At 52.0% G+C, this 21763-nt stretch carries 19 protein-coding genes; 12 read left to right on the plus strand and 7 right to left on the minus strand.

The features are described 5' to 3' along the window. Nucleotides 1–4: 4 nt before the first annotated feature. From H6F94_RS23820 to dxr, 5 genes are all read right to left on the minus strand, one after another. Nucleotides 5–2341 carry a hypothetical protein gene (locus tag H6F94_RS23820; RefSeq protein WP_190804702.1) on the minus strand — a complete coding sequence of 779 codons (2337 nt, stop codon included), beginning with the start codon at nt 2339–2341 and terminating at the stop codon, nt 5–7. 120 nt (nt 2342–2461) lie between these two features. Then, nucleotides 2462–3736 carry a histidine--tRNA ligase gene (gene hisS, locus H6F94_RS23825; protein WP_190804703.1) on the minus strand — a complete coding sequence of 425 codons (1275 nt, stop codon included), beginning with the start codon at nt 3734–3736 and terminating at the stop codon, nt 2462–2464. Between the two features lie 29 nt (nt 3737–3765). After that, complete coding sequence (locus tag H6F94_RS23830) at nt 3766–4056, minus strand: hypothetical protein (RefSeq protein WP_190804704.1); 291 nt, start codon at nt 4054–4056, stop codon at nt 3766–3768. Then, nucleotides 4040–4315 carry a photosynthetic electron transport-dependent transcriptional regulator PedR gene (pedR, locus tag H6F94_RS23835; protein ID WP_190804705.1) on the minus strand — a complete coding sequence of 92 codons (276 nt, stop codon included), beginning with the start codon at nt 4313–4315 and terminating at the stop codon, nt 4040–4042. Before pedR ends, H6F94_RS23830 begins: the two co-directional genes overlap by 17 nt. A 91-nt stretch (nt 4316–4406) precedes the next feature. After that, nucleotides 4407–5582: a 1-deoxy-D-xylulose-5-phosphate reductoisomerase gene (gene dxr / locus H6F94_RS23840; RefSeq protein WP_190804706.1), complete on the minus strand. Its 1176-nt coding sequence runs from the start codon at nt 5580–5582 to the stop codon at nt 4407–4409. 479 nt (nt 5583–6061) lie between these two features. On the opposite strand from dxr, the gene H6F94_RS23845 reads away from it, so the two are divergent. Both H6F94_RS23845 and H6F94_RS23850 read left to right on the plus strand, forming a co-directional pair. Next, complete coding sequence (locus H6F94_RS23845) at nt 6062–6583, plus strand: hypothetical protein (protein WP_190804707.1); 522 nt, start codon at nt 6062–6064, stop codon at nt 6581–6583. Nucleotides 6584–6853: 270 nt separating this feature from the next. Next, nucleotides 6854–8041, plus strand: a complete 1188-nt coding sequence (locus tag H6F94_RS23850) for an MFS transporter (RefSeq protein ID WP_190804708.1) — start codon at nt 6854–6856, stop codon at nt 8039–8041. Here the strand turns inward: H6F94_RS23850 and H6F94_RS23855 are convergent. Further along, entirely contained in the window at nt 8028–9719 is a 1692-nt protein-coding gene (locus tag H6F94_RS23855) for a GH3 auxin-responsive promoter family protein (protein ID WP_190804709.1), read from the minus strand. The genes H6F94_RS23850 and H6F94_RS23855 overlap by 14 nt on opposite strands. A 549-nt stretch (nt 9720–10268) precedes the next feature. On the opposite strand from H6F94_RS23855, the gene H6F94_RS23860 reads away from it, so the two are divergent. The 4 genes from H6F94_RS23860 (at nt 10269) to H6F94_RS23875 (ending at nt 13539) form a co-directional block, all read left to right on the plus strand. Beyond that, nucleotides 10269–10928, plus strand: coding sequence for a cation efflux transmembrane domain-containing protein (locus H6F94_RS23860; RefSeq protein WP_242041349.1), 660 nt, complete (start codon nt 10269–10271; stop codon nt 10926–10928). Between the two features lie 56 nt (nt 10929–10984). After that, on the plus strand, nt 10985–11956 hold the full coding sequence (locus H6F94_RS23865) for a cation diffusion facilitator family transporter (RefSeq protein WP_190804710.1): 972 nt from the start codon (nt 10985–10987) through the stop codon (nt 11954–11956). Between the two features lie 95 nt (nt 11957–12051). Continuing rightward, nucleotides 12052–12849 (plus strand): hypothetical protein, encoded by a 798-nt coding sequence (locus H6F94_RS23870; protein ID WP_190804711.1) that lies wholly within the window; start codon nt 12052–12054, stop codon nt 12847–12849. A gap of 309 nt (nt 12850–13158) precedes the next feature. After that, nucleotides 13159–13539, plus strand: coding sequence for a hypothetical protein (locus H6F94_RS23875; protein ID WP_190804712.1), 381 nt, complete (start codon nt 13159–13161; stop codon nt 13537–13539). Here H6F94_RS23875 and H6F94_RS33095 read toward each other — a convergent pair. Beyond that, a complete protein-coding gene (locus H6F94_RS33095; RefSeq protein ID WP_277878149.1) occupies nt 13528–13650 on the minus strand; it encodes a hypothetical protein in 123 nt (40 codons plus the stop codon). The two genes, H6F94_RS23875 and H6F94_RS33095, sit on opposite strands and share 12 nt — an antisense overlap. A gap of 95 nt (nt 13651–13745) precedes the next feature. Here H6F94_RS33095 and H6F94_RS23880 point away from each other — a divergent pair, with 95 nt between their 5' ends. The 6 genes from H6F94_RS23880 (at nt 13746) to H6F94_RS23905 (ending at nt 21509) form a co-directional block, all read left to right on the plus strand. Next, complete coding sequence (locus H6F94_RS23880) at nt 13746–14060, plus strand: hypothetical protein (RefSeq protein WP_190804713.1); 315 nt, start codon at nt 13746–13748, stop codon at nt 14058–14060. Nucleotides 14061–14286: 226 nt separating this feature from the next. Continuing rightward, nucleotides 14287–15165 (plus strand): AraC family transcriptional regulator, encoded by an 879-nt coding sequence (locus H6F94_RS23885; protein WP_190804714.1) that lies wholly within the window; start codon nt 14287–14289, stop codon nt 15163–15165. A 218-nt stretch (nt 15166–15383) separates the two neighbouring features. After that, nucleotides 15384–16325, plus strand: coding sequence for an SDR family NAD(P)-dependent oxidoreductase (locus H6F94_RS23890; RefSeq protein WP_190804715.1), 942 nt, complete (start codon nt 15384–15386; stop codon nt 16323–16325). A 116-nt stretch (nt 16326–16441) separates the two neighbouring features. Further along, nucleotides 16442–18178: a potassium channel family protein gene (locus H6F94_RS33340; RefSeq protein WP_190804716.1), complete on the plus strand. Its 1737-nt coding sequence runs from the start codon at nt 16442–16444 to the stop codon at nt 18176–18178. 370 nt (nt 18179–18548) lie between these two features. Beyond that, nucleotides 18549–20051, plus strand: a complete 1503-nt coding sequence (locus tag H6F94_RS23900) for a NarK family nitrate/nitrite MFS transporter (RefSeq protein WP_190804717.1) — start codon at nt 18549–18551, stop codon at nt 20049–20051. Between the two features lie 87 nt (nt 20052–20138). Beyond that, on the plus strand, nt 20139–21509 hold the full coding sequence (locus tag H6F94_RS23905; protein ID WP_190804718.1) for a chloride channel protein: 1371 nt from the start codon (nt 20139–20141) through the stop codon (nt 21507–21509). Nucleotides 21510–21763 lie beyond the last annotated feature (254 nt).

Raw genomic sequence — 21763 nt, forward strand, 5'->3', positions numbered from 1 at the left:
GCGTCTATCCCAAATCAGAATTTGGGTCCAACTCTTCGAGTGCTATGTCAGGCGGCAACACCATGCGATCAATAACAGTTTTGCGGCTCTCGCGTTTGCTCTGGAACTCGACAGCCACAGCTTCAAACGAAATCTGAAAGCTGCCAAACGGAATCGTTACCTGAGTCGTCGCTTGACAACGCCCCCGACCATCTGAGGCAAAGTCCACCAAACACCGAGGACCATCAAGCAGCGAGCGGGTCTGGCAGTCTTTGAGCCAAAGCTTGGCGTAAACAGGGGGCACCCGCTCTGGCAGGGTCAGAGTCACGGGAACTGAATTACCCGCAACCAACTCATCTGCAATGATCATTAGCTCCGGGATAGGAATGGCTTCTTGAGCCATCTGAGGTGTCACCAGCGAGAGCGACCCTGCATAAAGTTCAGGGACTAAAGCCCCTCCTGGCTCTTCGAGTTCAGGCTCAGGCAAATCGATCACAAATTCCTGAGCAGTTAGCCCAGCCTCTGGTCCCAGCACTGGCTCTTCGGCTTCTAAAGACTCTGCCTGAGCCACCGGGCCGTCCAGCAGAACATCAACATCCTGGACTGGCAACTCAGGCAGATCGGACTCTGGGCTTGGCTCCTCCTCGGAAGCACGCGCTTTGCGTCCATCTGTAAAATCTGCCAATAGCGCTGGCATTTCAGGATCAATAGCTAAAGCATTGAGAAGACTGAAAAACCGAGTGGCAAGTTCTAGAGATCGAAATTCCTGGGCAACTGAATTGCTCAAACTGTGAGGTTCGGTCTCCTGTGAGGAGACTGGCGGCGGATTTAAGGGCTCGCCTGGTTGCACAACAGTCTGCTCAACCAGCAGGTCAGATTGCTCAACTTCAACCTCAGTGGGTGATGCTGTCTGCCCCAACCCATTGGCTTCTGGAGCTATTGGCCAATCCAGACGAGCAACCGGGCGACCAAAAGAAGGCAGTTCTGGCCCTTTACGGATGCTTTCAGAGATGGAAGGTGTCAGCCGTAGCAGCGGGGGCAGGCTAGCAGATCTGGCCAGACGAGGGGTTGCCGGTTCGGGGGCTGCCTTAAAAACTGGAATCACCGGTTCTGGACCGGCAGGAACCGAGGGGGGACTGTCTGCTTCAGAATTTAGCCCCAGCACGATGGCTTCCAGGTCAGGAGAAACCATCTGCAAGAGTTCTTCAAGCTGGCAGGTGATCGTGAAGGTTTGGCTGACCGTAACCGTCTCACCAACATCCTCGCGAAGATCCTGGTCAGCCGACTCCTCAGTAGATACTTCAGACAAGGCTGACTCATCGCTGTATAGCGTCACCTCACCCAGCAGAACCTGGGTTTCGAAATCGGACGGAATGCTGATGGTGCAGGTGAAGGGAAAGGGCAGCAACCGCTCAGGCAGAGTTTGCCGGATGTCTAAGAGAACTTCCAGGGTCTGAGGATCGCGCAGACAGATTTGAATATCACCGGGGCTATTGACCTGTCCTGAGAGCGTCAAGTTCTCACCGCGTCGGGCTAAGTAAGTATGCTGGTCCAAGGTCAGAGCTGGACCGGCTAGCGCTGCATTTGCGGGAACTGAGGACGCAATTGCCTCTAATGGTTCAGGTTCGAGCTGTTCTAATTCGGGCTGTTCTGATCCGAGTTGTTCTAGTTCAGGCCGTTCTAATTCGGGTCTTTCTAATTCAGGCCTATAGGCTGGCGAGTGCAGAACCTGGGCAACTTCATCAAAGACTTGAGCAACGACCTGTTCAGACAACTGTTCAGCCAGACGCAGCAGACGCTCGACGGCATCCGGCCCAGCAGGTTCGACCTGAATTTGCTCCACTGTTACCAAGGGTTGAGCTTCAGGCGGATCAACAGCAGGCAGCTCGGCTGGCTCAGCAAGCGGTTCTACCTCAACCCAGGCTTGGCTAGGTGCTTCAGATTTCTCGGAGCCATTCTCAGGCTCATCTTCTGGTTGAGCTGAGTGGAAGGGCTCTTCCCAGAAGTTGCCCTCTCGATCACTCAAGGGCAGAACCTGAAGTTGCAGGGTAGTGACTTTGGTTTGCTCTAGGTCCGAGCAACTCATCTCCCAAAGACCTGGGGGCAACTCGGTAAAGGGAAAGACCACCACCAGCCCTTCGGCGTTAGTCTGCGCCGCCCGCCGCCGCAAATTAGGCGACTGGTCGGAGGCAAAGTCCGGATCAGGCTGGTAGGTAAGCTTGATATGGGCAGGACTATCGAGCTGTTCGGAGCGAGCAATCACCCGGTAACGCCCCTCCAAAATTTCCACGTTCGGAGGTTCCAGAGGCAGCCAGGTGGTGTCCCCTTCTTTCTGTAGCAGGAATTCCCAGTAATCCATCATGGAAGGGCAGCTTTGAGACTGGCGGGTGAGCTGGGGAGCCCGTGATAACACTCCAGGTTAAACCAGCTTGCCTGTGCTGTTAGAACAATACAAAATGCTAAGCGTTAGGCGCCTCTGTAACTAAGCCTCTGAACTGGTTCTAAACAAACTCTGCGCTTCAGTAAGTAGCTGCGTTTGCGCCAGAGTTCGCTGTTCGCCTGACTTCAACCACTTGATTTGTACTGTTCCAGCTTGGGTTTCTTCGTCCCCTAGAACTAAAGCGACTGAAGCTCCACTGCGGTCTGCCCGTTTGAATTGCTTACTAAAAGCGCTACTGCTGAGGTCCAGCTCTACGCCTAGCCCCTGCTGACGCAGTTGTCGGGCCAATTTCAAAGCATTGGCCTCTGCCAAAGAGCCCTTGGAAATGATGTAAACATCGATCTCGGTTGCCGATAAAGGCTGCAATCGCTGTAACAGCAAGACCAGGCGTTCTAGACCAATTGCCCAACCCACAGCCGGGGTCGCTGGTCCGCCCAATTCGCTGACTAAGCCGTCGTAGCGTCCACCGCCACCCACCGCTGACTGAGCACCCAAAGCCCCTGACTGAAATTCGAAAGCAGTATGGGTGTAATAGTCCAAGCCGCGCACGAGGCGAGGGTTGAGCCGGTAGCCAATGTCCAAATCGCTGAGCAAAGCCTGGACCTGGTCGAAATGCACCTTCGAGTCCGGTCCCAGGTAGTCGAGAATGCTAGGTGCGGCAACGGCAATCGCTTGAGTTCGAGGATCTTTGCTATCCAGAATTCGTAGGGGATTACGGCTCAAGCGGTCTTGAGAGTCGGCGTCTAGCTCCTGCTGGTAGGGCGTGAAATAGTCCACTAGAGCGGCGCGGTAGCGCTGACGGTCTTCGGGGTTACCCACCGAATTCAATTCCAGACTCAGGTCAGTGATACCCAGCTGCGTCAAAAAGTCGTTGAACAGCGCGATCACCTCGACATCAGCACGGGGATCACGGCTGCCAATTACCTCAATGCCGAGTTGGTGAAATTGGCGCTGTCGACCGGCCTGCGGGCGCTCGTAGCGAAACATGGGGCCGAGATACCACAGGCGCTGGACACCGCCCTGAGCCTGCAAACCATGCTCGATATAAGCCCGGACAACGCCAGCTGTACCTTCTGGGCGTAGGGTGAGCGAGCGACCGCCTCGGTCCTCAAAGGTGTACATCTCTTTGCCTACAACATCGGTGGCCTCACCAATGCCTCGCTCAAAGAGGTCAGTCTGCTCGAACAGAGGGGTGCGAATTTCCTGGTATGCGGCTTGCGGTAGGAGCGTCCGGGCTACGGCTTCTAGCCGCTGCCAGTAAGCAATTTCGTCGGCCAGGATGTCACGGGTGCCCCGTGAAGCCTGAATTGATCCCATTCTTTGATAACCCCCCTGTTTATACCGGTTTAGGCCGGATCTTTAGTCACCCAGAGGCCGTACCGCTCTTGGTAAAAGGCCAGAATTGTCTCTAGATAACGCTGCTCAGTCGCGTCCAAGTCCACCGGTTGCTCGATCCACAGGCCACCGATCTGGCTCTGCTGATAGTCAAACGTCTGGCTCTGCTGCCAGATCAATTCAGTCTGAACTCCCCGTACCTGCTGCAAGTGAGCGGCCACCTCACGGTAGACCGCTAGAGGCATTTGCTCACAAGCCAGCTGATAGCGGCGAGTGGGATTTACCTTAGGATGCAGCGTCATCGCGAGGCAAGTCCAGAGTGCAACAGTTGACTTGGTCCAGACAGACCTTGCCCCATTGAAGTGCCCAGCGAACCAGAGCAACCCGGTTCTCAGTACTGGTTTTGTTGAGGATGTTACTGACGTGGTTATCTACGGTCCGCTTGCTGATATCGAGTTTTTCAGCGATTTCTTGATTGGTCAAACCGGAGGCGACCAGTTCAATTACCTGAAGCTCCCGATCGGAGAGGACGTCATTGTTGCCCTGAGGGCTGCTGGTCATCATGCCTTTCCCTGTAGATCTACCTATTGCGGCTCTTCCAATTTTATGGGAAGTAGCAGGGTTTCGACGGCAGCAGAAGGGATGATTATACCTAGACCCCAACTCGATTGCTGGCTAACTCCTGCACAATGGCCCTAGCCCACCTATCTGCCTCCACAATGTCTTCCAAGCGAGGCGTGATGCAGTTATGAGCGGCGTGACGGTCGCAGGTTGCGGCAATCAAGCGGGGAATGTCGAGAAATTGGATAGCTTCTTGCAGGAACAGCGCCACAGCCTGCTCGTTGGCGGCATTGAGCACAGCCGGCATCGTACCACCAGCGCGCCCGGCTGCATAAGCCAGATCCATGCAGGGGTATTTATCCCGGTCGGGCTCACGGAAGGTCAGGCTGCCGGCTTTCACTAGGTCCAGAGGTTCCCAATCGGTATAAATCCGCTCCGGCCAGGAGAGCGCATACAGCAGGGGCAACCGCATATCTGGCCAGCCCAACTGCGCCAGCATCGAAGTGTCTTGCAGCTCGATCAAGGAGTGGATGATGCTTTGGGGGTGGATCACAATATCGATGCGGTCGTAATCTAGCCCGAATAGAAAATGCGCTTCGATAACTTCCAGACCCTTGTTCATTAGGGTGGCAGAGTCGATGGTAATCTTACGACCCATCGACCAGTTGGGATGCTTGAGCGCATCAGCAACCTTGACGTCTTTGAGCTTTTCAACCGGCCAATCGCGGAAGGCTCCACCCGAAGCGGTCAGCAGAATTCGGCGCAGTCCCTTGTCTGGGACACCTTGCAGGCACTGAAAGATCGCGGAGTGCTCGGAGTCGGCAGGTAGTAGCTTAACGCCATGCTTAGCCACCAGAGGCAGCACAACTGGCCCGCCAGCAATCAGCGTTTCTTTGTTGGCTAGAGCAATATCCTTACCGGCTTCGATCGCAGCCAAAGTAGGCAACAGGCCAGCGCAACCGACAATGCCAGTCACCACAGCCTGCGCATCGCCGTAGCGAGCCACCTCAATCACCCCTTCTTCGCCGGTCAATAGGATGGGCTGGGTGTCCAAGTCCGCAATCGCTGCCTTCAGTTCCGGCAACTTGCTAGGGTTGCACAGCGCCACAATTTCTGGTCGAAACTGGCGTATTTGGGCGGCCAACAGATCCACATTGTTACCGGCTGCCAAGCCCACCAGGCGAAACTGATCCGGGTGATGGGCCACGATATCTAAGGTCTGGGTGCCAATCGAACCAGTTGAACCGAGCAGGGTGATTGCTTTCACAGGACCGAAGGGTAAGGTGGGCTACCCGCATTATCCATGAATTAGGGCCTTGGGCTTTTTCGAAGACTTCAATTTTAAAAGGCTCAATCTCTTGGCATTGTCCTACCGCAGCAATTTCAAGTACATCGCTAGGTACAAGCATTAGAGACTCAGTGACTGAGATATTACTGAGTTCTGCTGGTATCAGTTTAATCTTGGTTAGGAATAAGGCAGCATTAGAAATCCGTATCAAAAACTCGTATTAGGAATCAGCTCAATATTTGACCTCGCCTGTTTTTGATAGGAAATTCCAATCTCTCCTATTGAATATCGAGAAAACCCCAACTAAAGAGGATTTGCTGATCGCTTTTCCCTGAGATCTTTGCGGAGATGTTTGCTAAGGACAATTGGCGAATCTCTCACAGGTTTCTCATTTCTCAGGTGAGTTTCTGATTGAGGAACTATTGTGTTGGCCTGACGTCTTCGCCACAGGCTGAGATATGCCGAAAGTTCAATTAAGGATGGTGAATGTGATGCAGACTAAAGCTCTAACTTTTATTGGCGCAGCCATCGCTTTAGCATTAGCGAGTGGTACGGCTGTTGCTCAATCGAGTGGTAGTTCTGAAGTTCAGCTTTCGCCACAAGGGCGACGGATTTTGTGTGAGCGTTTCCCGCTCAATTCTCGTTGTACTGGAGGGGCTACCTCTGGCGCGACAACACCTGCACCGGCTAGCACCCCTGCGACCAGCACGGTTCAGCCGACCGCAACCCCGACCCCAGCTACTACACCTGCCCCCTTGGGAACCCCCAACAGCACGCCTGGAACGCTGGAAACGCCCAGCAGCGTTCCTGAGCCCACCGGCACGCCTCGCACCCTACCTGAGACAACTGACACGCCGGGTAGTCTGCCTGAATCCACGCCCCGTACCCTACCTGAGCCAACGACAACGCCGGGCAGCCCCTTAACCCCTAGTGGCACCCCAGCACCTGGTTCAGGTTCGGGTTCAGGTTCAGGCATGTAAAGCGACGGCTTCAGTTCTACTCTTTGTTAGACACACTCCCCCTAGTTGGATTTAAGCGGGGGAGTGTTTTTTGCGGTTTGGCCCCAAACTTAGTGCCATTTCTGCATGGAGAACCCAACTTGACCAACACATTAGTACAGCAGTTCAACCCCGTTGTCGGGCTCGATTAGAGTTAATAGACCCCAGATTTTGACGCTGGACTCGGCGGAACCAGGCAATCTGTCATGCTGGATCTGCCAGCGACCTTCCTGATTCTGAGATATCCCGCTTATGACGACGTGGCAAGATCCCAAACTATTAGTTCTGCTGGCAGCAGGCTCGCTAATTGTCATGGTGGGCGCGGTGATTGCGCCAATCTTGCCTGAGATCGTGAACCAACTCCATCTCGATCCAAGCAGTGCTGGTAGCTTGGTGAGCTTGCATTACTTGACGGTAGGGCTGGCCAGCCCTCTGTGCGGCATCTTAGCTGACCGCATTGGTCAACTGCGCTTGTTAATTCCTTGTCTAGTGCTCTATGCCCTGTTTGGGGTGTCAGGCGCCTTCTTACAAGACTTCACGCTTTTGTTGGTATCGCGGGGCTTGCTGGGAGCAGCCAGTGGGGGCATTGCTGCCGCCAGTCTTGGCTTACTCAGCAGGTTGTATCAAGGGGAAGACCGTTCGCAAGCTATCGCCTACGTCTCTAGTACGCTTACTCTGGCTAACATTGTTTACCCACTCCTAGGCGGTTGGCTGGGCGCTATTCATTGGCAATGGGCGTTCTACCTGTACGGCTTAGCGTTGCCTCTGGGGATCTGGGCGCTCTACGTTTTTCAGGAAGACGCCCTTGCCCTGAGCCAGCCCAAGGGAGCAACAGATAGCTCAGACACCAGCAACAGTGACTTGTTCCAGGTTCTATGGCGGATTGAAATCTGGCAACTCTTGCTGACGCTCACCTTGGTTTCGGGCGCTGTGTATGGGGTAGTCGTCTATCTGCCTCTTTATCTCAAAGCGACGCTGGGAACTGGGGCTGGGTTGAACGGGACACTCTTGGCGACACAAGCGATTGGGGCCGCAGTCGTTTCAGCCTTTGGCGTTCGGCGCTTAACCAACCGGCTGGGAATTGACGGCACCTTTGCGGTGGGGTTTGGTCTGATGGCTTTGAGCCTAATCGCTATTCCAAACTTGCATCAGCTTTACTGGCTAGTGCCGGTCACAGTCCTGTTTGGCCTGGGGTTTGGCATTGTCACTCCCAGCCTTTACAGTGTCCTGGCAGATCTTACGCCTCTTAAACTACAGTCCAGCGTCTTGGCAGCGGGGACCGGAGCCGGTTTTTTGGGCCAGTTTCTATCGCCCATCCTGCTAGGGCAAGTTTTCGCTACAGCTGGTGTAACAGGGGTGTTTTATACGGTTGCAACTGTCATTATGGGCGCGGGCGCTGCCTCGGTGCTGCTGTTGAGGCGGTACTTTAAATCCAATTGACTTCCTCTAACAATCTCACCTCTTGCTCTACCGCTAATCCAGCTAAGAACTGGCGGTCCTCACTGAGGTGAGGAAACTTGAGTTGAGAGTCAAAAATGCCCCGCTGGACCTCACGTTGACGCAGGGTGACAAAGCTACCCGGAGCCAGAATGCGCAGTCGTGGGGGCGGAACCTGAGTAGGACGGTTGATCGCGTAGTGGATGTTCGCTTCTTGGAGCTTGCGATCAAAACTAGCGAGAAACGCTTGGGGATTGCTCAGACTGTGACCAGCAGCCAACTCAATATTGACTAAGTAGTGAGCGGGGACTTCGTCCTCGGACAGAGTAATGCAAAAATCTTCCAGGAGTATGCCGAATTCCTGTTGAAGCGCTTGCATCACTTGCGTGGCGTGAAACTCGGTTGTTTTCTCCGTGGTTGAGGACAGTAGCCCACCGCGCCGATGGCGAAACACGATCAGAGGGGCTTGTTCATAAAAACCAACGACTTCCATGACATCACCAATGTCATAGCGATAGAGGCCACTGTAGTTGGTGATCAGAATTCGGTAATATTTGCCAGCTTCGACTTCGTTAGCCAGGAGGGTTTTAGGTTGCTCTGCGTCCCATTGGTCTTGAGGGACAAATTCGAAAAAGCCATTCTCAATCGCTAGGATACTGCCAGCTTCATTGAGGTCAGGGTAGATGCCTAGCATGCCTTCTGCGGAGGCACAAACTCCACCGAACACAGGCGTGTCTTCAAAGTACGAAGGGAAGCGCTCAAAGTAGAAGTCTGAGGTGCCACCGAAAGCAGTAACCACGAAGGATAAATCGGGCCAGGCCGTTTTGGGGGTGAGCCGTCCTTCGGACTTTAAAATTGAGCGCAATTGAGCGGCACGGGCTGGGGCAGCTGAAAATTGTGATTCCAGGCTGATTCGCACTTCTGGCTCAATTTCCAACCAGCCAGCTAGGGTGCCTTTTTCGAGGTCTTCAATTAGGGCTTCGGCGTATCGCTCTAAATAGTTACATAGCCGCAGGACCAGCATGGGAAAGTTGGAGGCAACGCCCCGCATAGCAGGATCGCGCAGGGCAAATAACAGGCAAACATAATGACGGGCCAAGCTGTCATCTGGCCGTAGGGCTTCGTAGGGATGGGCAAACAGTTGCTGGCACAGAAATTTGCTCATCCGTAGCGTGCCAGCGCTGGCCTGACCGTAGTCGATGCCGCCACTGGTTCGTCCCAGGAGCTGGGCTGAGTTTGTGATTAGCGCTTTGCCAAATTTGAGGCCTCGGGCTCGCAAGCCTTGGTTGAGAAAGCCAATGCTAGTAAGGTTCGCCTGCCGCAGTGAGTTCTTATAACGCTGGGTGATGGGAATGAGTTTCTGCCTGCCTGTGGAACCACTGGTCAGGTTGAGATAGATCACGGGATCAGGGGTGAGAATATTCTTTTCCCCTTGAGCAATGCGGTCGGTATAGGACTCGTAGCTGCTGTAGGGCAGAATTGGAACCTGCTCTCGAAATTGCTCAATGGTTTTGATATCTCTCAAACCATATTTCTGACCGTATTCTGTGTCCCGATGAGCCAGCAATAGCCCGCGCAGAAATTGCTCCTGCACCCTAAAAGCTTGACGGGTTTTACGAACGAAGCTGGCCTTAATGACTTCGGTAGCAGTAGTCAGAATGGGCAATAGAGAGTAGTTCATCTAAAAACCGATGAGTTTATCAGCAAGCTAAGGCTGCTTTTCAGTCTGCTAAAAATGTAGCTTCATAGACAAGCTACTTCTACTACGTTTTTTGCAACGCAGCTTACTTTAGCACAAACGATTCTCGTTTTTGAGGGTAGGGCAGAACTCTACGCTCGGCTTGTGTTGTCTAAAGCAGCAAAACCGCTCAATTCTTGCGCCAAGCCAAAGCCAGACAATCAGCTTCCCCACACAAACCGGCTGTAGAAATATCTGCGGCGAAAAGCAGTTTTGGCAAGGCTGGACTGAATCCTTCTACCTATTCAACTTCGGGTAGCCTAGCCACTCGAAATGTTGTGATTTTCTCACTTGGGTTTTGAAGATCAGGCGCTCGTTTTTGAGGTTTATGTCTTTGGGGGGAAGGGCTAAATAGCGACCTCTGGTGTCAGAGATGTACTGGTGGTCTGAGACTTTAGGCTGGCCTGAGTAGAGCGGCTTAACTAGGGCCTCGTGAGACTTACGGCCTCAGAGTTTGCAGAAGCTAGGGCTGCGGCGATTTAGACCAGTTGAATGTTCTACCATTTCAGTAAGGTTGAGCAGTTGGGGCCTGGACGAATGGATGAGTGCTGTCAGGCGAAGGCCCGTGAGCTTGAGAAGCTGGCGGAGCGGCAGGGAAAGACTCTGAGGATTGTTTTGGCAGTGAATGCCACCATGTTTCTCGTGGAGTTGATCGCAGGGATTAGTGCCAATTCTTTGTCTCTGATTGGAGACTCGCTTGACATGCTGGGTGACGCCATTGTCTATGTCAGCAGTCTTTATGTGCTCCGAGCAGGAATGAAATCGAAGGCAAAATCAGCCCTACTAAAGGGTGGCATTATGCTGTTGTCGGCTGTGGCAGTTTTTGGTCGAGCGATCTATCAGACATCTCTACAAACCACGCCCATTTTAAGCACGATGAGTGGGGTGGGATTGCTGGCCTTAGGAGCCAATTTGGTGTGTTTGTTTCTGCTAACGCGCCATAGACAAGACGATATCAATATGTCTTCAGTGTGGCTGTGTTCGCGCAATGACATCATCGCTAATACTGCGGTGCTTGCTGCTGCTGGCTTAATTTTAGTAACTGGACAATGGTGGCCTGATTTAGTAGTTGGTTTGGGGCTAACTTTTCTGTTTGCCAAAAGTTCTTGGAGCGTACTTCGCAATGCCTGGAGCCAACTGAAGCTTGCCTGACTTGATTTTTTCGCTTGCTCTATTCATCTCTATTCATCTCGATAAAGGTTTTACTTATGTCCGCTCAGCGCCAGAGTCATCATGATCATGACCATCATCACGGGCATGGCCATCACCACGGGCACGGCCATCATGGGCATGGGCATGGAGTGGCTGATTATAGTCGGGCTTTCGCGATTGGCACTGCGCTCAATTTAGGGTTTGTTGTCGCTGAGGCGAGTTATGGCTATGTGGCGCACTCGCTGGCTTTGGTGGCTGATGCGGGTCATAACTTGAGCGATGTTTTGGGGCTGTTGTTAGCTTGGGGCGCAAGTTCTTTAGCTCGCCAACCGCCAACTCACCGTTATACCTATGGGCTGCGGAGTTCTTCAATTTTGGCGGCTTTGATTAATGCTGCGGTGCTCTTGTTAGCGATGGGGGCGATTGCTTGGGAGGCGGTTCGACGCTTTCAGGAGCCGGGACCAGTGGCCGGGACGACGGTGATTGGGGTGGCAATCGTAGGCATTGCGATTAATACAGCTACGGCCTTGATGTTTGTGTCGGGGCGCAAGCATGATTTGAATTTGCGTGCCGCGTTTATGCATATGGCTGCGGATGCGCTGGTGTCGGTTGGGGTAGTTTTGGCTGGCCTTGCTATTTTGCTGACGGGTTGGCTGTGGTTTGACCCGGTGGTGAGTTTGATTATTGTTGCGGTGGTTGTGTTTGGCACCTGGCAGTTGCTCAAAGATTCAATCAATCTGGCTTTGGATGCGGTGCCTGGGGGAATTGAGTTAATGGCTGTGCGGACTTATCTTGAGCAGCGTCCGGGGGTGTGCCAGGTTCACGACTTGCATGTTTGGGCCATGAGCACGACGGAGACGGCGCTCACAGCTCATTTAGTGATGCCGGACGGACATCCGAGTGATGCTTTTTTGATGCAGGTTTGCAGGGAGCTTCAAGACCAGTTCGGGATTGGGCATTCGACGCTGCAAGTAGAGACGGGGGATGAACAACATCCTTGTGTTTTAGAGCCTGACCATATGGTTTAGGGCAAGAGTATTTCGAGTAGAGTTTCAACCTCTGTTCTGTTCTCTGAAGTTTGTGAGAACGTAGAGTCAATGTCTCAAGAATTCGAAGCTAGCTTATGAGCACAACGTCCTTTCAGTACAAGGCGACTTTTGGGGTTACGGGAAAGATTCAATACAAGCCAACTCAAGGTGAGGTCGGTCCTGAGGACACCATAGAGCTGTCTGCTGACGAGAACCTTAGCTATAAAATTCTTGCCAAACTCTCTTCCCGAGATGGCACATCTGTAATTCAATCAATGATTCTTGAAGAAAATCCTATCGGACCGCAAGACCCAGTTGATTTTGGCAAATACGCAGAAGAAATACTCAGTCAGCATCTCAACAGAATAAAGTTTGTGTCTGGTGAAAACTCAGCTACTTTGACTAATGGAGTAGTAAAAGACCATTTAGGAAAGCAACACTCAGTAGCAATAGGCGGGCTAAAAATGGGCGGACATTCCGCCAGCGTTATGGATAAACCTCGGTGCGAGCAAGCATTTAGAGAGAAGTCCAACAAAAACCTTGACGAATATATTGACAGACACCTTTCTATTAGCAAAATAACCGACCCAGTTCTAAAGCTTATAAGTCTATTCGCACTGTGTGAGTTCGTTGTTGGCAGAGACCGTGAACAAGCGGAAAATATCGCACTTTTAATTGAGTCTGACTCTCTACCTAGTGCTGCTAGAAATTTAGTCGCACACGGGAGAGTCAAGAGAACTAAAACGATGGAGACTTTGAATGAAACATTTAATACTCCTGCCGCAAAGTTTCACGAGTTCAGTAGAGGAAATAATAAGCACATGAAACTAGTTATAGATTGTGGTGAGGAGTTATCCTCCACAATCAAAAACCACATTTACAGCCTGCTCTAGAGATTTTATCCAAGAGAGCTTCACAACACCAGCCACTTACCGCGACCTACTTGACGGGATTACAACTGCCCTGCTATGTTTCTCAACTAAGTAGCGGACCCTTGCGTCCCCCAGAGCCTTAAACAAACTCTGGGGAACTAACCCCCAAGGTTGTTAACAGCAACCTGGCGGCTAGTGGGAAGTTTAACACCCGCTCTAGTTGGCCCTTTGTCCGAGGGGTGGGACAGGTTTGCTACGGGTCGGGGCATTTCATCGCCTTTAGATGATTTGCCCCACTCCTTCACCTTACAAATTTTGCTCAGAACCCCCATGCATTTGACCCAGGTTCTTCAGCCACAGCTTTGTATTTCTTTGAGCCAAATCGCCAAACACTTAGGCATTCCGGAGTGGATGATTTGTCGTTATGCCCACTGGCCCCATGTCCTGTTCGTGCATCGCAGCGACCGAGGCGGGCAATTTATCAGCTACCGCAAGTTTGCGGAGTGGGTAGAAGCCTGCGCCAAAAGCATCAAGTCCTGCACTGACCTGCGCCTGCTCGATTGGCTAGGACAGGTTCTCAAAGCCGAGTGCCAACGCTTCGCCTACCCCAAAGCAGTGGTTGACGGCTGGCGGCAACTCTGGCTCCAGCGACGGCAGCAGTTGAAAGTCTTACAGGACAACCCAACCAGCTCGCTTCTTTCAGCCCGGTAGCAGACCTGTGAAGGTGGCAAACGTTACGGCATTACTGGCAAACATTACCGCGTTAGTGGCAAACGCTACGACATTACTGGCAAACGTTACGACGTTAGTGGCAAATCCCATCAATTACTGGCAAACGCTACCGCATTAGTGGCAAACGTTACCGCGTTGGTAGGCAATTTATTCATTTACCCCATTCTCAACCCCTGTTACCCACCATGAGTCTCCAACACCGCCTCGCCCTGTGGGACCACCTCACCCGCCGCCTAAAACTCTCTGCCCACTTGAAATTGGTCTTGTTGACCATCGCCAACTACACCGAGCCCAACGGTTCCCCCTCTCGTGTTCCACTGACCCTTTTGAGCCGAGATTGCAGCCTGGAGCCCGGAGAGTTAAGCCTTCTGCTGCTCAGCCTCGAAGGTCGCAACTTGGTAGACAAAGTCCTCGTGCAGTCTCACGGCAGCCCAACCGTTGCGCTCTATAGCCTGTCGTCCCACCTTCTACGAGCGGCAATTTCCACCAAGCAGCCATGAACTATGCCTATCTGTGGAGCAGGTCATCTGAACCAGAAAATTTAGCAGAAGTCCCAGAACACTGCTCTCATGAGCCTCACTCGCAGCCCGTCTGAGATACGAGGATCAGAGCTTGATTCAAGTCATACCCTGAGCGCAATTTTCAAAGCTAACATTCAGGACGGATTGATTTTTTGTCTCACGTTTTAGCTCCTGTGTTGACTTTTATATTTTGGCTCATGTAATTATGGCCGAGGATAAGTTCGCAATTGCTTTGCCAGATATCCTACCCAACCAACCTGTCTTTACAAGCCAGCCGCAACAATGGCAAGGTATCACTGTAGAACAGCATTGTCAGCCCCCTTCCGAAATTCCTGATCACTGCCTGCCACACCATCTAATTGCCATCCAAACTGGGCCTGCAATCAAGGTAGAAAACGTAGTCAATGGGCGCTTTCAAAGTGGTTATTCTGTCGTAGGGGATTTGAGCGTTCTGCCTGCTCATCTGCCTAACTGGGAGCGCTGGTACGGTGTAGCCGAGTATATTGTTCTACGTTTAGAGCCAGAACTAGTCACCCAAGCCATACAATCGCCAGAGACCAATCACCTTGAAATCATTCCACAGCTTAGAATTCGTGACCCACTCATGCAGCAAATGGGTCTAGCCCTGTTGACAGAAACTAAAACTGGAGGACCGCTAAGCCGTCTCTATGCTGAATCAATGGCAACTGCACTAGCGGTTCACCTGCTCAGATATTATTCTGCTTCCTCGCCCACAATCAAGGATTACACCGATGGTTTACCATCATTAAAACTGCGTCAAGTCATCGAATATATCCATGAGAACTTGTCACAGGATTTAAGCCTGAGCGAACTCGCCGCTCTAATTAAGCTGAGCCCCAACTACTTTGTCAGCTTGTTCAAACGCTCAACCGGTTTGCCCCCCCATCAGTACGTACTGCATCAGCGCATCGAGCGTGCCAAGCTACTCCTGGCAGAGAACCAGCTTTCCATTATTGAAATCTGTCATCGTGTCGGCTTCCAAAGCCATAGCCACTTTACAACCGTATTTCGACGGCTGACAGGAACAACACCCAAAGCCTATCGGGAACTGACCAAAGCTTAAATATCCCTCAGTTTTGCGTCCAGGACAGTACATCACTGCGGGCTTTCGTAAGATTACGACAATCAGTGGAAGAACTAGCAAGACACCCGGAACCTAGTCTCTGTATAATCGCTTTCAAACAAAGAACCCTGCAAAAAGAACCAAAAGAACCACACGAAATCAGCGCTGTTGAGTTTTGTTGAGTTTATTGCTATTCGCTATTTTGGAGCCAACATTAAATGAGCAAGCAACAGAAACCCAGCAAGCAGACTGGCCACAACAAATCAGAACTGACCAAACCGATCACCCGACGCGAAATCATTGGCGCAAGTGTCGCTGGGCTGGCAGCAGCAGCGACCGCTAACAGTGCGTTTGCTAATACTCAAAAACCCGTTGAGTCAGAAAATAGCAGGGTAAATTCTACAGGTAAATTCAGAGACAAAGTGGTTCTGATTACTGGCGCGACTTCTGGCATTGGTAAAGCCACTGCCTACGCTTTCGCGAGAGAAGGAGCCAAAGTCTTTTTTTGTGGTCGCCGCACTGAGTTGGGAGAAACCAATGTGCGCGAAATCAAAGCCTTTGGGGGTGAAGCAACCTACATGCAAGCCGATGTCAGAAAAGAAGGCGAGGTTAGAAATTTTGTTAACGGCTGTGTGCAGAAATACGGTCGCATCGACATTGCTTTCAACAATGCTGGCATTGAGGCTCCCCCCAAAGCAATTGCTGACCTGTCCCTAGAGGAGTGGAACAACGTCATCGCCACCAACGTAACCGGCGTTTTTTTGGCGATGAAGTATGAGATTCCGGTGATGTCGAAGCAAGCTAGCGGCATCATTGTCAACACCGCTTCAGTCGGCGGACACCAAGGCTTTGCCAACATTGGCCCTTACGGTGCAAGCAAGGCTGGCGTCATGTCCCTAAGCAGAACTGGGGCAATGGAACTGACCAGCAAAAACATCCGCGTGAATTCCTTCTCGCCTGGTGCCGTTGACACCCCCATGTTGCACCGAGCGCTCAGTTCTTGGGGCATGAGCACAGAAGCCGCCGTCAAAGACTATCCGATCAACCGCTTAGCAACCGCAGAAGAGATGGCCCGTGTGGTCATGTGGCTGTCTTCCGAGGATGCCACGATTATGGTCGGCACCGATATTGATGCCACAGGCGGTTACATCACTAAATAAACAGACGCAATCTAAGACCCAAAACATCCCCCGTAGTCTTCAGTACACTCGAATCGGCTCAGGGTAGTTATCATGACAGGTCGTTACTGTGGGGCCATTAAGACCTCATAGCTGCTGTGGAACCCCGCATCATTGTCTGTGGCTTGGGCCACTTGGGTCAGAGCATCCTGCAACTGCTCAAAGCGCAGAACATTGCCGTGGCCGGGATTACCCGCAATCCACCGCGAGACTTAGGGCTCGGGCTTGACCTCAGCCAGGTCCGAGTCGGCGATTATCAATCCGCCGAGGTCTTATTGAGCGTTGGTATCCAACACGCTCAGACCCTAGTGCTGGCTGGCTCCGACGACGCGATCAATTTGCGCACCCTCATGCAGGCTCGCATCCTCAACCCCAGCCTGCGCATCGTCAATCGCTTGTTTAACCCCGGTCTGGGTCAGCGCTTAGACCAAACCCTGTCTGGACATCTCTCCATGAGCGTTTCCGCTCTAGCCGCGCCCGCCTTTGTCTTTTCGATTTTGGGCAACGAGGCAATTGGTCAGCTCAAGCTCTTTGGGCAAACCTGGCCAATTCACGAAGTCGAAATTGACGAAGACCATGCCTGGCGCGGCAAAACCCTACGGGAATTGTGGGACGACCGCACGCGCATGTTGGTCGATTATCTACCCGCAGGCAGCCAGCAAAATCTGGTCTATTCAGTCCTGCAAGGTCGGCGTATGCGTCCCGGCGACCGCGTCATTGTTGGCATCCAACCTGAAACGCGCAACGTTCGTAGTTCACTGCGCCTGCAACTGCGACGGGCAGCCACTTCACTCGCCCAGTTATCCACCAACCAAAGCCAAGGGCTGATGTGGGGCATGGTGGCCCTGCTGGCGACTATTTTGCTTGCCACTCTGGTCTACGCTTCATCCGTGTTGCGGGTTAGCCCGCTTGATGCCCTCTACTTCGCCGTCGGCCTGATTACAGGCGCAGTGGTCACCGATATTGGCGTCGCCACAGCCCCCGCGCTGCTCAAGCTATTTACCATCCTGACCATGCTGGTCGGCGCTGCGATCATCGGTGTGTTCTACACCTTACTCAACGATTTTGTTTTAGGAGCAAGGCTCAATCACGTCCTAGAAGCAGCTCGGATTCCGCGCAAAGGCCATTACATCGTCTGTGGCTTGGGCGGCGTTGGCTGGCAAATCGTACATCAACTGCACCAGCAGGGACATGACGTGGTGGTCATCGAGCGGGACGAGCGCAATCGTTTTTTGAGCAGTGTGCGCAGCTTGCGAATTCCAGTCATTCAAGCCGATGCCAACCTTGGCCCCACGCTCCAAACCGCGAATATTCAAGGCGCTGATGGCTTACTGGCCGTCACCAGCGACGACACCGTCAACTTAGAAATTGCACTGAGTGCCCGAAGTTTAGTCAGCACCTTACCCATCGTCGTGCGCAGCCAAACTCCGCGTTTCTCGCACATGATGCAGCAGGTTTTTCACTTCACCAAAGTTCTGAATCCAGTCGAACTCACGGCGCCTTCGTTTGTCTCAGCCGCATTGGGCGGACGCATCCTGGGCAGTGGCATGACCGTCGATGGTCTGTGGTTAGCCGCCGCCATTGTCATTACGCCAGAGCACCCCTTCTGCAATTTACAAATCCAAAGCGCCGCGATTGCCGTTGATTTTGTCCCTCTATATCTAGACCGGCCCAGCCGTTTGGTGCATGGCTGGGATTTGCTAGATGCTGTACTCGAAGCGGGCGATACCCTCTACCTGACCATTCCGGCCTCCCGCTTAGAACATCTACAGCCAGGATCCCTTAGCTTGCTGTCTCTATCCGAACTCAACAGTGGACGCACTGGACGGGCTTAAACCAGTTCAAATGAGAGATTAAAAGTTTGTTCTGGACAAAAAACAAGCTTGAACTCGTTGAACTCAAGCTTGAGAAGTTGGAGCTAATTTCTAGAGGCGTAGCTCTTTAGATAGATATACAAAACCCGCATATTGCAAATGCAGGAATTAGTTTATGGCTACTTGATTGTTTATTCAGAACATTTTGTCCTTGTCTAGGTGCATTACCTTTACGGAAACTTCGTTGAGGTATTGAACACGAAAACAGACTTGAACAGTCATTTCTTATCTAAGTCTTTTCTCAATCTAGCTTTGCTTCAGATTACAACCCTTAGCGCGCGGCGGGTTGTGACCAATATTGACAACTTCAATTTTTTCAGGAGCATTTCTTGTGGCTAGATTATGGTCATTCAGCGGTCGCTACCGCATTCTGCATTTGACATGGTTTGCGTTTTTTCTAACCTTTGTGGTGTGGTTTAATTTCGCACCATTTTCAACAGCCGTGAAGGCAGACTTAGGTTTAAACGAAGCTCAATTAAGAACTTTAGCCATCTGCAACGTTGCCCTCACTGTTCCAGCGCGAATTATTGTCGGCATGGTTCTAGACCGATACGGCCCTCGCATTACCTACTCCTGCCTACTGGTATTCGCGGCGCTGCCCTGTCTCGCCTTTGCCGCTGCTCAAACCTTTGAACAATTGGTCTACAGCCGCTTGGCTCTCAGCATTGTCGGCTGCGGCTTTGTAATCGGCATTCGCATGGTGGCCGAATGGTTTCCATCCCGTGAAATCGGTCTAGCTGAAGGAATTTATGGCGGCTGGGGCAATTTTGGTTCCGCCGGAGCAGCCTTTACCCTACCGGCAATTGCTGCTGCAACGGCCTTTCTAGCCGCAGGGGAAATGAATTGGCGTTTTGCCATTGCCCTCACAGGCATTGTTACAGCCCTATACGGCGTGTTTTATTTCTTCAATGTTCAAGACACCCCACCAGGCAAAGTCTATGAACGTCCGCCTAGCAGTGCAGGGATGGAAGTGACTAGCCGCAACGACTTCTGGTTCATGTTATTGATGAATATTCCTTTAGTCGGCATTCTCGGAGTCATTGCTTGGCGTTTAACCAAGGTGAATTTTATTACCTCTAGCCAAATGTATATTATTTGGCTACTGCTAGCTGGTCTATATGTCTTTCAGGCTTACAACGCCTGGAAAGCGAATCGAGCTTTGATGACCGGTCAAAAGCGTTATTCCGGTGAAGATCGCTACAGATTTTCGCAAGTTGCCCTGTGCGAACTAGCTTACGTTGGCTGCTTTGGTTCGGAACTGGCAGTAGTTTCGATGCTCCCAACTTTCTTTCAAAACACCTTCGGTCTAACCGCCGCTTTAGCTGGAACGATTGCAGGCACTTATGCCTTTATGAATTTAATTGCCCGTCCGGGTGGCGGCTTCCTTTCTGATGTCATTGGTAGTCGCAAATGGACTTTGGCGGCTACCTTAGCTGGGACTGGTATTGGCTATCTAATTTTCAGCACCGCCGGGGCCAGTTGGTGGTTGCCTTTAGTAGTGGTGACAACGATGGGCGCTTCTTTCTTTGTAATGGCGGCAGAGGGAGCAACCTTCGGCATCGTGCCCTTAATTAAGCGACGCGTAACTGGACAAATTGCTGGCAATGTCGGTGCCTATGGCAATGTCGGTGCTGTCGCTTACCTCACCATCTACAGCCTGCTACCCGAAGGGGCCGCTGGCGACCGGATTTTCTTTCAGGTCATGGGGGTTACAGCAGTCATTGTGGCTTTCCTCTGCGCCTTTTTACTGAAGGAACCCACAGGCTCCCATAGCGAAGAAGTCCTAGAGCCAGCAGTGCAAAAAGCTCCTGTCTTAGAGCGCAGACGCGACTAAGCAGCAGTTCGGCCCAGAGCAGCCTTCCTCTGGGCTGGGTTCTCTTTTCAGAACTCTGCTCTGAACTCTACCCATCTATTTAGTTTCATGACTCTACCTTCTCAGTTGCCAACTCATTCAGTTGAGGCCGAGAGTTCTAACTCCTTGCCAGAATCCCCCGAGCAGAAGTTAGAAATTAGCTACCAACAGATGATTTTCTGGTCAGCGATTGTTGGGCTGATCGGCGGCCTGGTTGCAACCGCCTATTATTATTTGTTGGAAGCCAGTAACCATTTGGTTTGGCACACCCTGCCCGAGGTGTTGGCGCCACTGTTGCCAGCTAGCTTCTCAACTTGGCAATATCTCCTGTTCGCGACCACAACTGGCGGCTTACTGGTTGGCTTGACCTTGCATTGGATGGGTGCTCCCGGTGAGATGGCCAGAGTTGTCAATGATGTTCACGATCCTGGCCGGATCGACATTCGCCAAACGCCATCGATGATTGTGGCTTCCCTGTTCTCGATTACCGCCGGGGGCAGTGCCGGGCCCGAAGCACCCCTGGTTCAGGTCAATGCCAGCTTTGGTAGTTGGCTAGGCATGCGCTTAAAGCTGAGCAGCGATGCTATCCGTAAGCTCACCTTCTGCGGCATGAGTGCAGCTCTGGGCGCATTTTTTGGAGCACCATTAGGAGGTGCTTTGTTTGCGTTGGAAATTCCCCATCGACGCGGTTTGGAATACTATGAAGCCTTAATTCCCGCAGTTATTTCAGCCACCCTAAGCTTTGTTGTATTTCGCTCGACAACCGGGCTGACCATTGGCGGCATGTACTACTTTCCTGAAGCGCCTAAACTGGCCTTGGTCAACATGGCCGAAGGCGCTCTTTTGGGGTTGGCAGGTGCCTTGGTTGCGGTTTTCTTTGTGCTTGTGTTTCGAGGTATTGGCTACTTCACCCACCGCATCGAGCATCACCGCATTCCACTGGCAACCTTTGGCGGTTTAGCCATTGGTCTGATTGCCCTGGCCTTTCCTCAAACCCTCTTCTTTGGCGAACAGCAAATCCAAACCATTATTGACACTGGCTCGACCTGGGGGATCTCTTTATTACTACTGACAGCCTTCGCCAAGATCCTGGCAATTTGTTTCACCTTGCACTGTGGTTTTCGCGGCGGCTTTATCTTTCCGCTTTTCTTTGTGGGTGCAGCTGTCGGCTTAGCAATTTCTCTAGCTGTTCCCCAGATTCACCCCACGATTGGCATGCTCTGCATGATGGCAGCAGTCAATGTAGCGGTGACAAAAACCCCGCTCAGCACGACAGTCATTCTGACCGTCATCTCAGATACGTCGATGGTACCGGTGATCTTGACAGCCAGTTTCGTCAGCTTTTTACTGACCATGCCGGTTTCCCTGATCCGAACCCAGCGCGCTCGTAGCTCTTCAGAAGAATTTAGCTTTCCTAAGCAGTTGGTTGAGTCTGCTTAACCAGTTAACTCATCAACCTCAACTCACTCACTTCCTGCACAGTTGCTGAACTGTGCAGGAAGTTATTGTTATTTCGTCTCAATTACTTTATCCAGCTCCATGACCTTACTGAAAGAAGCACGATGAGCAAACGATCAATTCTATAGCCCTACGCACGCACGTTAGGACGCTATTCTAGAGAGAGAAGCATTGAGATACACCCATGCCTGCGCCTTACAGTTATGACCTACGCACCAAAGCGATCGAAGCCGTTA

The sequence above is a fragment of the Leptolyngbya sp. FACHB-261 genome (assembly GCF_014696065.1).
Classification (GTDB): Bacteria; Cyanobacteriota; Cyanobacteriia; order FACHB-261; family FACHB-261; genus FACHB-261.

Bases quoted from the DNA above. Each gene is read 5' to 3' on its own strand.
- H6F94_RS23820 (WP_190804702.1), bottom strand. From the start codon at position 2,341: ATGATGGATTACTGGGAATTCCTGCTACAGAAAGAAGGGGACACCACC.
- hisS (WP_190804703.1), bottom strand. From the start codon at position 3,736: ATGGGATCAATTCAGGCTTCACGGGGCACCCGTGACATCCTGGCCGAC.
- H6F94_RS23830 (WP_190804704.1), bottom strand. From the start codon at position 4,056: ATGACGCTGCATCCTAAGGTAAATCCCACTCGCCGCTATCAGCTGGCT.
- pedR (WP_190804705.1), bottom strand. From the start codon at position 4,315: ATGACCAGCAGCCCTCAGGGCAACAATGACGTCCTCTCCGATCGGGAG.
- H6F94_RS23845 (WP_190804707.1), top strand. From the start codon at position 6,062: ATGCCGAAAGTTCAATTAAGGATGGTGAATGTGATGCAGACTAAAGCT.
- H6F94_RS23850 (WP_190804708.1), top strand. From the start codon at position 6,854: ATGACGACGTGGCAAGATCCCAAACTATTAGTTCTGCTGGCAGCAGGC.
- H6F94_RS23855 (WP_190804709.1), bottom strand. From the start codon at position 9,719: ATGAACTACTCTCTATTGCCCATTCTGACTACTGCTACCGAAGTCATT.
- H6F94_RS23860 (WP_242041349.1), top strand. From the start codon at position 10,269: ATGTTCTACCATTTCAGTAAGGTTGAGCAGTTGGGGCCTGGACGAATG.
- H6F94_RS23865 (WP_190804710.1), top strand. From the start codon at position 10,985: ATGTCCGCTCAGCGCCAGAGTCATCATGATCATGACCATCATCACGGG.
- H6F94_RS23870 (WP_190804711.1), top strand. From the start codon at position 12,052: ATGAGCACAACGTCCTTTCAGTACAAGGCGACTTTTGGGGTTACGGGA.
- H6F94_RS23875 (WP_190804712.1), top strand. From the start codon at position 13,159: ATGCATTTGACCCAGGTTCTTCAGCCACAGCTTTGTATTTCTTTGAGC.
- H6F94_RS33095 (WP_277878149.1), bottom strand. From the start codon at position 13,650: ATGGGATTTGCCACTAACGTCGTAACGTTTGCCAGTAATGTCGTAGCG.
- H6F94_RS23880 (WP_190804713.1), top strand. From the start codon at position 13,746: ATGAGTCTCCAACACCGCCTCGCCCTGTGGGACCACCTCACCCGCCGC.
- H6F94_RS23885 (WP_190804714.1), top strand. From the start codon at position 14,287: ATGGCCGAGGATAAGTTCGCAATTGCTTTGCCAGATATCCTACCCAAC.
- H6F94_RS23890 (WP_190804715.1), top strand. From the start codon at position 15,384: ATGAGCAAGCAACAGAAACCCAGCAAGCAGACTGGCCACAACAAATCA.
- H6F94_RS23905 (WP_190804718.1), top strand. From the start codon at position 20,139: ATGACTCTACCTTCTCAGTTGCCAACTCATTCAGTTGAGGCCGAGAGT.